At 65.2% G+C, this 13,191-nt stretch carries 16 protein-coding genes; 10 read left to right on the top strand and 6 right to left on the bottom strand.

All coding sequences use genetic code 11. The annotated features are described in order from the left end of the window. Positions 1-6: 6 nt before the first annotated feature. The 3 genes from NKJ64_RS14360 to hrcA all read right to left on the bottom strand — a co-directional run bounded on the left by NKJ64_RS14360 (position 7) and on the right by hrcA (position 2,788). Positions 7-1,356 (bottom strand): PQQ-dependent sugar dehydrogenase, encoded by a 1,350-nt coding sequence (locus NKJ64_RS14360; RefSeq protein WP_352462814.1) that lies wholly within the window; start codon positions 1,354-1,356, stop codon positions 7-9. A gap of 109 nt (positions 1,357-1,465) precedes the next feature. Further along, entirely contained in the window at positions 1,466-1,666 is a 201-nt protein-coding gene (locus NKJ64_RS14355; protein ID WP_023672050.1) for a hypothetical protein, read from the bottom strand. Between the two features lie 36 nt (positions 1,667-1,702). After that, positions 1,703-2,788 (bottom strand): heat-inducible transcriptional repressor HrcA, encoded by a 1,086-nt coding sequence (hrcA, locus tag NKJ64_RS14350; protein ID WP_023681233.1) that lies wholly within the window; start codon positions 2,786-2,788, stop codon positions 1,703-1,705. Positions 2,789-2,943: 155 nt separating this feature from the next. On the opposite strand from hrcA, the gene rph reads away from it, so the two are divergent. The 4 genes from rph (at position 2,944) to hemW (ending at position 6,065) form a co-directional block, all read left to right on the top strand. After that, complete coding sequence (gene rph / locus NKJ64_RS14345) at positions 2,944-3,660, top strand: ribonuclease PH (RefSeq protein ID WP_023672052.1); 717 nt, start codon at positions 2,944-2,946, stop codon at positions 3,658-3,660. 190 nt (positions 3,661-3,850) lie between these two features. After that, on the top strand, positions 3,851-4,261 hold the full coding sequence (locus NKJ64_RS14340) for a VOC family protein (protein WP_352462813.1): 411 nt from the start codon (positions 3,851-3,853) through the stop codon (positions 4,259-4,261). Continuing rightward, on the top strand, positions 4,261-4,908 hold the full coding sequence (gene rdgB / locus NKJ64_RS14335) for an RdgB/HAM1 family non-canonical purine NTP pyrophosphatase (protein WP_023816142.1): 648 nt from the start codon (positions 4,261-4,263) through the stop codon (positions 4,906-4,908). The genes NKJ64_RS14340 and rdgB overlap by 1 nt, the downstream gene beginning before the upstream one ends. After that, positions 4,908-6,065 carry a radical SAM family heme chaperone HemW gene (gene hemW / locus NKJ64_RS14330; protein WP_023816141.1) on the top strand — a complete coding sequence of 386 codons (1,158 nt, stop codon included), beginning with the start codon at positions 4,908-4,910 and terminating at the stop codon, positions 6,063-6,065. The genes rdgB and hemW overlap by 1 nt, the downstream gene beginning before the upstream one ends. A gap of 24 nt (positions 6,066-6,089) precedes the next feature. On the opposite strand, the gene NKJ64_RS14325 is transcribed toward hemW, so the two are convergent. Continuing rightward, positions 6,090-6,278, bottom strand: coding sequence for a hypothetical protein (locus NKJ64_RS14325; protein WP_352462812.1), 189 nt, complete (start codon positions 6,276-6,278; stop codon positions 6,090-6,092). Positions 6,279-6,285: 7 nt separating this feature from the next. Next, entirely contained in the window at positions 6,286-6,471 is a 186-nt protein-coding gene (locus NKJ64_RS14320; RefSeq protein WP_352462811.1) for a hypothetical protein, read from the bottom strand. Positions 6,472-6,643: 172 nt separating this feature from the next. On the opposite strand from NKJ64_RS14320, the gene rsmI reads away from it, so the two are divergent. Then, complete coding sequence (gene rsmI / locus NKJ64_RS14315) at positions 6,644-7,552, top strand: 16S rRNA (cytidine(1402)-2'-O)-methyltransferase (protein WP_352462810.1); 909 nt, start codon at positions 6,644-6,646, stop codon at positions 7,550-7,552. Continuing rightward, positions 7,545-7,922: a YraN family protein gene (locus NKJ64_RS14310; protein WP_352462809.1), complete on the top strand. Its 378-nt coding sequence runs from the start codon at positions 7,545-7,547 to the stop codon at positions 7,920-7,922. Before rsmI ends, NKJ64_RS14310 begins: the two co-directional genes overlap by 8 nt. Positions 7,923-8,108: 186 nt before the next feature. On the opposite strand, the gene NKJ64_RS14305 is transcribed toward NKJ64_RS14310, so the two are convergent. After that, positions 8,109-8,915, bottom strand: a complete 807-nt coding sequence (locus tag NKJ64_RS14305) for an undecaprenyl-diphosphate phosphatase (protein ID WP_352462808.1) — start codon at positions 8,913-8,915, stop codon at positions 8,109-8,111. Between the two features lie 168 nt (positions 8,916-9,083). Between NKJ64_RS14305 and NKJ64_RS14300 the strand changes: the two genes are divergently transcribed. From NKJ64_RS14300 to mepA, 4 genes are read left to right on the top strand one after another with little or no spacing between them, the layout of a single operon-like run. Beyond that, positions 9,084-9,776 carry a glutathione S-transferase family protein gene (locus tag NKJ64_RS14300; protein ID WP_023672063.1) on the top strand — a complete coding sequence of 231 codons (693 nt, stop codon included), beginning with the start codon at positions 9,084-9,086 and terminating at the stop codon, positions 9,774-9,776. Beyond that, complete coding sequence (queG, locus tag NKJ64_RS14295; RefSeq protein WP_352462807.1) at positions 9,757-10,911, top strand: tRNA epoxyqueuosine(34) reductase QueG; 1,155 nt, start codon at positions 9,757-9,759, stop codon at positions 10,909-10,911. The genes NKJ64_RS14300 and queG overlap by 20 nt, the downstream gene beginning before the upstream one ends. Next, entirely contained in the window at positions 10,908-12,008 is a 1,101-nt protein-coding gene (locus NKJ64_RS14290; protein ID WP_352462806.1) for an SDR family oxidoreductase, read from the top strand. Before queG ends, NKJ64_RS14290 begins: the two co-directional genes overlap by 4 nt. 46 nt (positions 12,009-12,054) lie before the next feature. Beyond that, positions 12,055-13,137 carry a penicillin-insensitive murein endopeptidase gene (gene mepA / locus NKJ64_RS14285; protein ID WP_373432844.1) on the top strand — a complete coding sequence of 361 codons (1,083 nt, stop codon included), beginning with the start codon at positions 12,055-12,057 and terminating at the stop codon, positions 13,135-13,137. Positions 13,138-13,191: the final 54 nt, after the last annotated feature.

Genomic DNA, 13,191 nt, shown 5'->3' with positions numbered 1-13,191 from the left:
GCCGGCTCAGGATGGGCCATCGACATGGGTGATGCGCCAGATGGTGCCGTTGCCATCCTCGGTGACGATAAGCGCGCCGTCCTTGGCCACCGCGACGCCGACCGGCCGGCCCCAGACGGCGTCGTCGGAGAGGACGAAGCCGGTGATGAAATCCTGGTACTCGCCGGTCGGCTTGCCGTCGCTGAATCTCAGCCGCACCACCTTGTAGCCGGTCCTCATACCACGGTTCCAGGAGCCGTGCAGGGCGACGAAGGCGTCATCCTTGTACTCTGCCGGGAAATTGCCGCCGCCATAGAAGGCGATGTTGAGCGGCGCCGAATGCGCCTGCATCAGCACGTCGGGCACGGTGACCGAGCCGGCGAGGTCTGGGCGCGCGCCCTCGTGACGCGGGTCCTCGTTGGCGCCGATATAATACCAGGGCCAGCCATAGAAGGCGCCGTCCTTGACTGAGGTGGCATATTCGAACGGCACATCGTCGCCGAGACCGTCGCGCTCGTTGACGACACACCACAGCGCGCCGGTGGCCGGTTGCACGGTCATGCCCGAACAATTGCGCAGGCCGGTAGCGAGGATGCGGCCATTCTTGCCGTCGGGGCCGAAGGCCAGCACGTCGGCACGGCCATCCTCGGAACCCCAGGTGGCGCCGAGTGGCTGTGATTTTGCCCAGGCGTCAAGGCCGCCCTTCGGTGCCTTCTGCATGCCCTCCGCGACGTTCGATCCGGAGCCGACCGAGAGATACAGCGTCTTCCCGTCCGGCGAGAAGGCGATATCGCGGGTCCAGTGGCCGCCGGTAGGGATGTCGGAGACAATCGTCTCCGGTTCGCCGGAGGCTTTAAGGTCGCCGTCGCGATAGGCGTAGCGGACCACGCTGTCGTTGTTGGCGACGTAGACCCATTGCGGCTTGTCGCCAGGCGGGTAGAAGGCGATGCCATAGGGCTGGTTTAGATTGTCGGCAAAAATGCCCTCTTCGGCCGGCTTCGCGCTACCCTTGGCCAGCCGATAGACGCGGATCTGGTTGGCGTCACTGTCGGCGACGAACAGGTCGCCGTTCGGCGCCACGCGCACGACCCGCGGATTGGAAATGCCGGAAGCAACCAGTTCGGCCGAAAACCCAGGCAGCAGGACGGGCTTCGCGCCCTCGGGCCGATCGCCAAGGCCGGCGCTGTTGGAGGCGGATTCGGTGATGTTGGGCTTTTGCAGATCATCCGGCTTGATTAGCCGGCGCACACCTGGCTTGTCGGCCGTCCAGTCGCCGAAAGCGTCTTTGCCGGTCAGCAGCGGTTGATCGGCCTCCTGGGCGAAGGTGCTGGTGGCCAGAAGCAGGGCAAGGCCTGCCAAGCCGGCAATCCGGATCATGCTGTTCTCCTCGAACTCGCGCCGGTCGGCGCGTCATGCACAAGGGAGATATTGTGCGGCCGCCGCAAAAGAGAAGCGTGCGCGCGCGCAGATTCGACGAGAGAACCGCTCAACTTTCCTCTTCGACGTCGAGATCGTCGTCGAGACGCTTTTCCAATGCGACGAGATCTTCCGGCAGCGGCAAGCCCATGGCGCGCATTTCGCGCAGTTTTTCGCGCAGCTGCTCTTGGATTTCGTGCTCGTCCTCCGGCTGGTTGACCATTTCTTCGAGCAGCATGCTGATCTGGGCCTTGAACGATTCAAGCGCCATTCTGCGCCCTCCTTTACGGTGATCCCGGCTTCGGAATTATCTTAACATCCGGGTAATCAATTGCGCAGTGTAGTCGACCATAGGCACGATGCGGGCATAATTCAGCCTGGTCGGGCCGATGACGCCGAGCGCGCCGACGACGCGGGCGTCCTTGTCGCGGTAAGGCGCCACGACCAGCGACGAGCCGGAGAGCGAGAACAGCTTGTTTTCCGAGCCGATGAAGATCCGCACGCCGGGGCCGTCCTCGGCGAGGTCGAGCAGCTGGATCAGCCCGTCCTGCGTCTCCAGATCCTCGAACAGGTGGCGCAGCAATTCGATATCGGCCTGGGCGGTGACGTTTTCGAGCAAATTGGCGCGGCCGCGCACGATAAGGCGCGCCGGCAGGCCGCTATCGGCGCCGGCCCACACCGCCAGGCCTTTCTCGACCAGATCCTGCGACAGCGTGTCCAGCGCTGCCCTGGTCTCGTCCTTGATGCGGGCGATCTCGATGCGCGCCTCGGCGAGCGTGCGGCCCCTGATATGGGCGTTGAGGAAGTTGGAGGCCTCGTGCAGCTGCGAGACGGTGATGCCGGCCGGCAGGTCGACGACGCGGTTCTCGACATCGCCATTCTGCGACACCATCACCGCCAGCGCCTTGGTCGGCTCGAGCTGGATGAACTCGATGTGCTTCAGCGCCACCTCGTTCTTGGTGGCGAGCACCAGGCCGGCGCCGCGCGACATGCCCGACAGCATCTGGCTGGCCTCGGTCAGCATGTGTTCCAGCGTCGCGCCCGAGCCGGAGGCGCGCACCTGCGCCTCGATGACCCGGCGTTCCTCGTCGGAGAGATCGCCAAGCTCCATGAAGGCATCGACGAAGAAGCGCAGGCCGGTCTGCGTCGGCAGGCGCCCGGCCGAGATGTGCGGGGCATAGATCAGGCCGAGATGCTCGAGGTCGCTCATCACGTTGCGGATGGTGGCCGGCGACAGCGACGACGGCAGGATGCGCGACAGGCTGCGCGATCCCACAGGCTCACCGTCCTTCAGATAGGATTCGACGATGCGCCGGAAAATGTCGCGCGAACGCATGTCGAGCGATTGCAGCGCGGGCGCCAGCAGACTGGGTTCGGTGACTGCCTTGGTCATTCGAGCCAAAAACCTCCGGCTCAAGGATATAGACTTCCATCGCCCCCGCGCAACCCGGCGTCTGTGCCAGATCGCCCGGCCTTTTCCTTTGCGCCATGGGCTGCATGCGTCTACAAGCCGCCGACGCAACCGTAAAAGAACAGAAAGAGGCCTCGATGCGCCCTTCCAAACGCCAAGCCGACGAAATGCGCGCCATCTCCTTCGAGCGCGGCGTCTCCAAACACGCCGAGGGCTCGTGCCTGGTGAAATTCGGCGACACGCATGTGTTGTGCACGGCGAGCCTGGAGGAAAAGGTGCCGGGCTGGATGCGCAATTCCGGCAAGGGCTGGGTGACGGCGGAATACGGCATGCTGCCGCGTTCGACCGGCGAGCGCATGCGCCGTGAAGCCTCGGCCGGCAAGCAAGGCGGCCGCACGCTGGAAATCCAGCGGCTGATCGGCCGCTCCTTGCGCGCCGTTGTCGACCTGCAGGCACTGGGCGAACAGCAGATCACCGTCGACTGCGACGTCATCCAGGCCGATGGCGGCACCCGCACGGCCTCGATCACCGGCGGCTGGGTGGCGCTCTACGATTGCCTGCGCTGGATGGAAGCGCGGCAGATGGCCAGTGTTGCCAAGGTGCTGAAGGACCATGTCGCGGCAATTTCCTGCGGCATCCATGACGGCCAGCCGGTCATCGACCTCGACTACATCGAGGATTCATCTGCCGGCACCGACGCCAATTTCGTCATGACCGGCAAGGGCGGCATCGTCGAGATCCAGGGCACCGCCGAGGGCGAGCCTTTCTCGGAAGGGCAGTTCGCGGAGCTGATGGGCCTTGCCAAGAAGGGCATTCAGCGGCTGGTGAGCTTGCAGCAGATGGCTGTGGCTTGATTGAATTTAACGTGATGACGTCGGCGATCCTTCACACCCCCCTCTGGCCTGCCGGCCATCTCCCCCGCAAGGGGGGAGATCAGAGGTCGCTACCGTTTTCGCCAACCATCAACGTTGAGACGCCGCCAGCGGAACTGCCAATCTCCCCCCTTGCGGGGGGGATGCCCGGCAGGGCAGAGGGGGGTGCCTGATGCAACCCTCCGCTATTCTTGAGTCAGCGCTTTACGTCACGGATCTCGCCGCTGCCGAAGCCTTCTACTCCAACGTCCTCGGCCTCCCTCTCCTCGGCAAGGTCGACGGCCGCCATCTCTTCTTCCGCTGCGGCCCGGGCGTGCTGCTCATCTTCAACGCCGAAGCCACCAAAATCCCGCCGGCGCCCGATGCGCGGCTGAAAGTGCCGCCACATGGCGCGGTCGGCGAGGGCCATCTCTGCTTTGCCGCAAGTGCGGATGAACTCGCACAGTGGAAGCCGCAACTTGAGGCGAAAAACATCGCCATCGAAAGCGAATTCGAATGGCCGCAGGGCGGGCGCTCGATCTACATACGCGACCCCTCGGGCAATTCGATCGAATTCGCCGAGCCAAGGATCTGGGGCCTTTGATGCATTCTCTCGATGGAAAGAAGATCGTCGTTGCCAGCCACAATGAAGGCAAGCTGCGCGAATTCGCCGACTTGATGGGTCCGTTCGGCTTCGAGGCGAAGTCGGCCAAGGACTACGGCCTGCCGGAACCGGAGGAGACCGGCACCACCTTCGAGGAAAACGCCTACATCAAGGCCTTCGCCGCGGCTAAGGCGACCGGCCTGCCGGCGCTGTCGGACGATTCGGGCCTGTGCGTCGACGCGCTCGACGGCGCCCCCGGCGTCTACACCGCCAATTGGGCCGAAGCTCCCGACGGCAGCCGCGACTTCGGGATGGCCATGCAACGCACCGAAGTGGCCTTGCAGGAGGTCGGCGCCGCCGAGCCAGCGCAGCGCAAGGGGCGGTTCGTCGCCGTCATCTGTCTGGCCTTCCCCAATGGCGAGGCTGAATATTATCGCGGCGAAGCTGAGGGAACGCTGGTGTGGCCGCCGCGCGGCGAACTCGGCTTCGGCTACGACCCGGTGTTTTTGCCGGACGGTTTCGAAAAGACGTTCGGCGAGATGAGCGCTGAGGAAAAACACGGCTGGAAGCCCGGCCAGCCGACGGCGCTGTCGCACCGCGCCCGCGCCTTCCAGAAATTCGCCCGCGCCAGGTTAGGCTCAGCTTAATGTCGCTGGACCGCAGCCCGGGCTTCGGCGTCTACATCCATTGGCCGTTCTGCGCGGCCAAATGCCCGTATTGCGACTTCAACAGCCATGTCCGTCACCAGCCGGTCGACCAGGAGCGCTTTGCCCGCGCCTTCGAGACCGAGCTGAAGACCATGAGCGAGCGGACCGGGCCGCGCGAAGTGACCAGCATCTTTCTCGGCGGCGGCACACCGTCGCTGATGCAGCCGCAGACGGTGGCGGCGGTGCTGGACGCCGTGGCGAAGAATTGGACGGTGCCCGACGGCATCGAGGTGACGCTGGAAGCCAATCCATCTTCGGTAGAGGCCGAGCGCTTTCGCGGCTACCGCGCCGCCGGCGTCAACCGCGTGTCGCTCGGCGTGCAGGCGCTGAACGACAAGGATCTGCGCTTCCTCGGCCGGCTGCACAATGTCGAGGAGGCGCTGCATGCAATTGGCCTGGCACGGGACATATTCCCAAGACTCTCCTTCGACCTGATCTACGCCCGCCCCGGCCAGACGCTGGACGACTGGCAGGCGGAGCTCGAACAGGCGATCGGCCATGCCGCCGACCATCTGTCGCTCTACCAGCTGACCATCGAGGAAGGCACGCCGTTCCATGCCCTTCATGCGGCGAAGAAATTCATCATCCCCGATAATGACCGGGCCGCCGATCTCTATGCGCTGACTCAGGAGGTCACCGCGGCGCATGGCCTGCCGGCCTATGAGATTTCCAACCACGCCAGGCCGGGCGCCGAGAGCCGGCACAATCTGACCTATTGGCGCTATGGCGAATATGTCGGCGTCGGACCGGGCGCGCATGGCCGCTTTATCGAGAACGGCCACCGCACCGTGACGATCGCCGAGCGGATGCCGGAGACCTGGGCCAATCTGGTGGAGGCCAGGGGCCATGGCGTCACCGGCGGCGAGATCCTGACGCGCTCCGAAGAGGCCGACGAGTTCCTGCTGATGGGGCTGAGGTTGGCCGAAGGCATCGACCTCTCCCGCTACGAGGCGTTTTCCGGGCGCGGCCTGTCGAGCGCCCGGCTGACCGTGCTGCAGGATGAGGGGCTGGTGGCGCCGATCGGCAATGCCAGGCTACGCGCCACGCCAGCCGGCATGATCGTGCTCGATGCCGTGGTGGCGGATTTGGCGCGATAACGCCTTTGAAAAACGTGCTCTTCGTCAAGCGTCGTGCTTGAAGCGGCGCTTGCCGCGGTGTTTCTCGGCATGCGCCTCTCCGTTTCGGGCCGGCTTGGCGTCGCTCTTGTCCCGGCGGACGCTGTTCTGGTCGTTCATCGGATGCGGCGGCGCGCCTTCGCGGGCGCTCTTCGTTTCAAGACGGGTGATGAAGATATCGAAACGATTGGGCATCGTACGGTCAGTGCTCCATCGTGCTGTCCGGTTTGTTGTCCGAAAGCCTGACATTCGTCGGCAAGGCGGTGGCCGCCCGACTGGCCAGGCCGGTGTCGCTTTCGGCGAGCGCACGCTTGCCCTTTCGCGCAGTGAAGCGCTTGCGCTCGGCATAATAGGGCTCGAAAACGTCCTGCAATTCCAGGCTGTCCATCCTGTCCTCCTCCTCAAGAGACTCAGGTATTCAATCCGCCAGCCACGCTTTCGTTCCCCACTGTGGCAAAGACATGGCCGCCGGGTTACATCGGCGTCAGGTTTGGCTCGACGTTCGGGATTTTGCAACCCGGCGCGCGCCGTGCCAAACAGGGCGAAATGGAGAGACCCCGGTGACCGGCGAGAAGCGCAGCTATGTGATCGGGCAGACCGAGATCGCGGTCCGGTCGGTGGCGCCGGCGCTGTATCTGGTGGCGACGCCGATCGGCAACCTCTCCGACATCACGCTGCGCGCGCTGGAGACGCTGGTCGCCGCCGACATCGTCGCCTGCGAGGACACTCGCGTCTCGCGCGTGTTGCTCGATCGCTACGGCATCCGGCGGCGCACCACCGCTTATCACGAGCACAACGCCGGCGAGGCCGGGCCGAAGCTGATCGCGGCTCTCGAGGCCGGGCAGAGCGTGGCGCTGATTTCGGATGCCGGCACGCCGCTGATCTCCGACCCAGGCTACCGGCTGGTCGGCGAAGCGCTGGAGCGCGGCCTGCGCGTGGTGCCGATCCCCGGCCCATCGGCGCCGCTGGCGGCGCTGACGGCGTCGGGCCTGCCGTCCGACGCCTTCCTGTTCGCCGGATTTCTGCCGGTGAAATCAGGGCAGCGGCTGACAAAGCTCGAAACGTTCAGGGCGGTGCCGGCAACGCTGATCTTCTTCGAGTCGCCACGCCGGCTGGCCGATACGCTGGTCGCCATGGTCGAGGCGTTGGGCGGCGCGCGCAAGGCCGCCATCGGCCGCGAGCTGACCAAGACTTTTGAAGAGATGCGGACGGGAACGCTGCAGGCGCTGGCCGACCACTATGCGGCGGCTGACACGCCGAAGGGCGAGATCGTCATCTGCGTCGGGCCCGCCGAGATCAAGGCCGACCAACCCGCCGACATCGACAGGCTGCTGCTGTCGCTGGCCGCCGAAATGCCGGCGTCCAAGGCGGCGGCGGAAGCGGCGAAGATGACTGGCGGGCAGAAGCAGTCGCTCTACCGGCGGCTGCTGGAACTCAGGGATGCGGTTGGAGAAGGCGAAGGTGGCTGAGCGCCCGGCCGCCAGCCGCCAAAAAGCCTATCGGCGCGGCCATCGCGGCGAGTGGCTGGCGGCGGCGGCGCTGATGCTGAAAGGTTATCGCATCCTCGCCCGCCGGCATCGCACCCGCTTCGGCGAGATCGACCTGATCGCCAGGCGCGGCGACCAAGTGCTGTTCGTCGAGGTCAAGGCGCGGCGCACGCTGATGGAAGCGACGGAGGCGATCGGCCACGAATCGGAGCGCCGCATCGAGGGCGCGGCCGACATCTGGCTGTCGCGCCAACCGGATTATGGCAGATTGTCGATGCGCTTCGACATGATCGCGGTGCTGCCCTGGCGCTGGCCGGTGCATGTCGAGAACGCGTTTTATGGGAGGAGTTAGCGGCCTTTACCCTCCCCCTTGTAGGGAGGGTCGGTGAGCAAGCGACGCGTCGTTGGCGAAACGGGGCGGGGGTGTGCGCCGACCCCCCACCCCGATCCGCTTTGCGGATCGACTGACCGGGGCGAGCCGCCTGTCTCGCCCGTCCTTCGGACCCCCACAAGGGGGGCACAAGGGGGAGGGTAAAGCTCACCCCCAGATCATCAGCGCCACCAACCCCACACTGCCCACCACCAGCCGCCACCAGCCGAACAGCGAGTAGCCGTTGCGCGAGACGTAATCGAGCAGGAAGCGCACGACGATCAGCGCGGTAACGAAGGCGGCGACGAAGCCGATGGCGATGATCGGCAGGTCGGCGCTGCTCAGCACGTTGCGGTTCTTGAACAGATCGAAGGCGAAGGCGCCGACCATGGTCGGGATGGCGAGGAAGAAGGAGAATTCCGCCGCCGCGCGCTTGTCGACGCCCAGCAGCAGCGCGCCGACGATGGTCGAACCGGAGCGCGACGTGCCGGGGATCAGCGACAGGCACTGGAACAGGCCGATCTGCAAATAAAGCCTTGTCGGGAAGCGCTCGACATCGCGATAGACCGGCTGCAGCTTCATGCGGTCGACGACCAACAGCACGACGCCGCCGACGATCAGCATGATGCAGATCAGCCTTGGCGATTCGAACAGCACCGTCTTGATGAAATCATGCGCCAGCGCGCCGATGATGGCGGCCGGCAGGAAGGCAATCAGGATGCCGATGACGAAATGCCGCGTCAGCCGATCATGCGGCAGGTCGAGCAGCATCTGCCACAGGCGGCGGAAATAGACGCTGAGGATCGCCAGGATGGCGCCCAGCTGGATCAGGATCTCAAAGGCCTTGCCGGTGGAATGGAAGCCGAGGAAATGGCCGGCGAGCAGGATATGGCCGGTCGAGGAGACCGGGATGAACTCGGTCAGCCCCTCCAGCAGGCCGAGCAGCAGGGCTTCGACGATGGTGTGGCTATCCATGGCAACCTCGGCATTCAAGGGACGGAAGGAAACGGCTTGCGAATGGCTTGCTTGTCACGGCGCGGAAGTCCCCCTATAGGTCGCAGCACCGTGACGGCCGCATGACGGGCCGCCAAGACTTACCGGTGCGGACGGCGATTCGCCAGTGCGCCTTAATATCGCGGAATCATGCTGACGCTTTTCCATCACCCGATGTTCGCCACCTGCCGCTTCGTGCGCCTCGCCTTCGGCGAATATGGCGAGGAGCTGGCGCTGATCGAGGAAAAACCGTGGACGCGGCGCAAGGAATTTCTGGCGCTGAACCCGGCCGGCACCTTGCCTATCCTGCTTGCCGAGGGCGACGTGCCGATCGTCGGCGCCATGGTGATCGCGGAATATCTTGACGAGACACGTGGCGTCCTGAAGCGCGACAAGCGCCTGTTTGCCGAAGACCCGATGCAGCGCGCCGAAATCCGCCGTCTCACAGACTGGTATCTCAACAAGGCCGAGAGCGAAGTGACCCGGCATCTGGTGCGCGAGCGCGTGCTGAAGCCGGTGATGCCGGAAACGGCGGGCGGCGGTTCCCCCGATTCGGCGGCGATCCGCGCGGCGCGCGCCAACATTCGCCAGCACATGAAGTACACCAACTGGCTGGCCGGCACCCGTCATTGGCTGGCCGGCAGCAAGGTCACCTATGCCGACTTGGCGGCGGCCGCGACGCTGTCGGTGCTGGATTATCTCGGCGAGATCGATTGGCGCGAGCATGCCGCGGCGCGCGAATGGTACACGCGGGTGAAATCGCGGCCGTCGTTCCGGCCGCTGCTCTCCGACCGGGTGCGCGGCCTGTCGCCGGTGTCGCATTATGCGGACCTCGACTTCTAGAAGCCAAACCCTGCGCGCGCTAGTCGACGCCGAGGCGCGGCGCGCCGGCTTCGATGCGGTTGCCGTCACCACGCCCGATGCGATCCCGCTGGCGCCAGCCAGATTGGCCGAATTCGTCGCCGATGGTTTTCACGGTTCGATGGCGTGGATTGCGGAGACGCTTCAACGCCGTAGCGAGCCTTCGACGCTGTGGCCCGAGGTGCGCTCGATCATCGTGCTGGCAATGAATTACGGCCCCGACCACGATCCGCGTGCGCTGCAGGCAAGGCGCGATCGCGGCGCGATCTCGGTCTATGCGCAAAACCGCGACTATCACGAGGTGATGAAGGGCCGGCTGAAGGAGATCGCCGGCAAGATCGTCGCGCGGGCCGGCGGCAACGTGAAGGTTTTCGTCGATACGGCGCCCGTGATGGAAAAGCCGCTGGCTGAGGCCGCCGGGCTCGGCTGGCAAGGCAAGCATACCAATCTGGTCAGCCGCGAGCACGGCTCCTGGCTGTTTCTCGGCACCATCTTCACCACGGCTGAGCTCACGCCCGATGCGACCGAGGTAGACCATTGCGGTTCCTGCCGCGCCTGTCTCGACGCCTGCCCGACCGATGCCTTTCCGGCGCCCTATCGGCTCGATGCCAGGCGCTGCATCTCCTACCTGACCATCGAGAACAAGGGGCCGATCCCGCAAGAATTCCGCGAAAAGATCGGCAACCGCATCTATGGCTGCGACGATTGTCTCGCCGCCTGCCCGTGGAACAAGTTTGCCCGCGCCGCTTCGGAAGCCAAGCTTGCTGCCCGCGACGAACTGCGCGAGCCGCCGCTGGGCGAGCTGTTGCAGCTGGACGACACGGCGTTCCGGTCTTTCTTCTCGGGCTCGCCGATCAAACGCATCGGCCGCGACCGCTTTGTCCGCAACGTGCTGACCGCCGCCGGCAATTCCGGCGATGTTTCGCTGGCCGGCCCGGTGCGCGCCCTCCTTGGCGACGCCTCGCCGCTGGTGCGCGGCGCGGCGATCTGGGCGCTGGCGCGGCTGGTGCCGGCCGCCGAATTCAACAGGCAGGCGGCGATCTACTCGAACACTGAAACCGACACGACAGTGCGGGGCGAATGGCTGTCCGTATTGCCAATTGAGGCGCACGCATGAGCGAAAAACAGGTTTTTATCTTCGGCGCCGGCTATTCGGGCAAAGCCTTTGCACGGGCCAATGCGGGCTGGCACGGTTTGCGCACTACGAATACCCCCACCCCTAACCCCTCCCCACAAGGGGGAGGGGAACTCGCGGAAGCGCCTACCTTCGCAGACCCAGCGACTGGGATCGGTAAGAGCGCGCGGCAGCGTTCCCTCCCCCTTGTGGGGAGGGGTAGTGTGGGCGCCCCTCTTCACAAGAATCTCATTTTTGGCACCACGCGCTCATTGGAAAAATTCGACGCGCTGCGGCAGGTCGGCATCGCGCCGCTGCTGTTCGACGGCGCCCTGACCCCTGAAATCGGCGATGCGCTGGAAAAGACCACCCATCTCGTCGTCTCGGTGGCACCGGAGGAGGCCGGCGACCCTGTGCTTCTCGCCGCGCGCAAGGCGATCGAGGCGATGCCGGCGCTTCGCTGGATCGGCTATCTCTCGACCGTCGGCGTCTATGGCAATTATGACGGTGCCTGGGTCGATGAAACGGCCGAATGCCGGCCGGTGTCGAAACGCTCGTCGATGCGAGTGGCGGCCGAGCGGGGCTGGCTGCAGCTTGGACTCGGGACCGGCAAGCCGGTGGCCATCCTGCGGCTTTCCGGCATTTACGGGCCGGGTCGCAACGCGCTGGTCAATCTGGAAAACGGCACGGCCAGGCGGCTGGTCAAGCCCGACCAGGTGTTCAACCGCATCCATTGCGACGACATCGCCGGCGCGCTCTGGCACCTCATCGGTGGCAATAGAGGCGGCATTTTCAACATCACCGATGACGAGCCGGCGCCGCCGCAGGATGTCGTCACCTATGCCGCTTCGCTGATGGGCGTCGAGCCGCCGCCGGAGATTCCTTTCGAGACCGCCCAACTTTCGCCCATGGCGCGGTCCTTCTATGGCGAGAACAAGCGCGTCGCCAACGCCGCGATCAAGGCAGCGGGCTACCGGTTCCGCTATCCGGACTACCGCCAGGCGTTCGATCGGATGTGGGCCGACGGCAGCTGGCGCGACGGCGAGCCGCGCAGCCCGATGAAGGTAGATAATCGAAACGCGAGCCCGAGGGTGATATGATTCGATTGTGTTGCGGACTTTTGCAGTGGGGTTCATGACGATTTCGATGCGATCCTTGACCGGCAGACGGCCGTTCCTGACGGCGGCGCTGGCGATCGTGGCGCTGGCCGGGCTGGTGGCGGGCGCAATCACGGCCGAGCCACGGGCAAAAGACCTGTTCGGCGCCAAGAAGCTGCCGGCGGTGGCTGCGGCGCAATCCTTCGGCTTCTATTCAAAGGGCTGCTTCACTGGCGGCGTCGCCATTCCGATGGACGGCCAGAACTGGGAGGTGATGCGTCCCTCGCGCAACCGGCGCTGGGGTCATCCAACGATGATTGCGCTGATCGAGAAACTGTCGCGCGATGCCGCCGCCGACGGCTGGCCGGGGCTTCTGATCGGCGACATTTCGCAGCCGCGCGGCGGGCCGATGCTGACCGGGCACGCCTCGCACCAGATCGGCCTCGACGCCGACATCTGGCTGACGCCAATGCCCGACCGCAAGCTCACCACCCAGGAGCGCGAAAACATCAGCGCCACGCTGATGGTCGACGACAAGACGCATCTGGTGAAGGACAGGCTGTGGAAGCCGATGCATACCAAGCTGTTGAAGCGCGCGGCGAGCTATCCGGAAGTCGAGCGCATCCTGGTCAATCCTGGGATCAAGAAGAAGCTGTGCGACACCGTCACCGGCGACCGTACCTGGCTGAGAAAAATCCGGCCGTTCTGGGGCCATGACTATCATTTCCACATCCGCATCGGCTGCCAGCGGGGTTCGCCCAACTGCAAGGGACAGGAAGCGACGCCCGACGATGACGGCTGCGGCAAGCCGCTGGCCTGGTGGTTTACCGAGGAGCCGTGGCGCCCCAACAAGAACCCGGATGCGCCCAAGGCGCGCGACCTGATGACGATGGCGAACCTGCCGAAACAATGCCAGTTCGTGCTTGACCAGCCCGACGCGGACTCGGCCGAAGCCGTCACCTATCGCGGCGGCGGCGTGCCGATCGCCGCCAGGGCGCCGGAACCCGACGCGCCTCCGCCTATTGCGGGCAATGCGGGCGGCTTGCCAAACGCAGCCAACGCCTTCACCGCCACGCCGGAGATCGGCATTCCCCTGCCAAGGCGACGGCCGCCGGCAAACGTCGGACAGTGATGGCGAACTGACGCTTTCCCTTTCCGGGGCCATGCGCTAGTCAATCGATTGAAC

It is taken from the genome of Mesorhizobium sp. M0062, from assembly GCF_040323125.1.
GTDB lineage: Bacteria > Pseudomonadota > Alphaproteobacteria > Rhizobiales > Rhizobiaceae > Mesorhizobium.
This window is presented reverse-complemented; position numbering and strand designations above follow the sequence as displayed.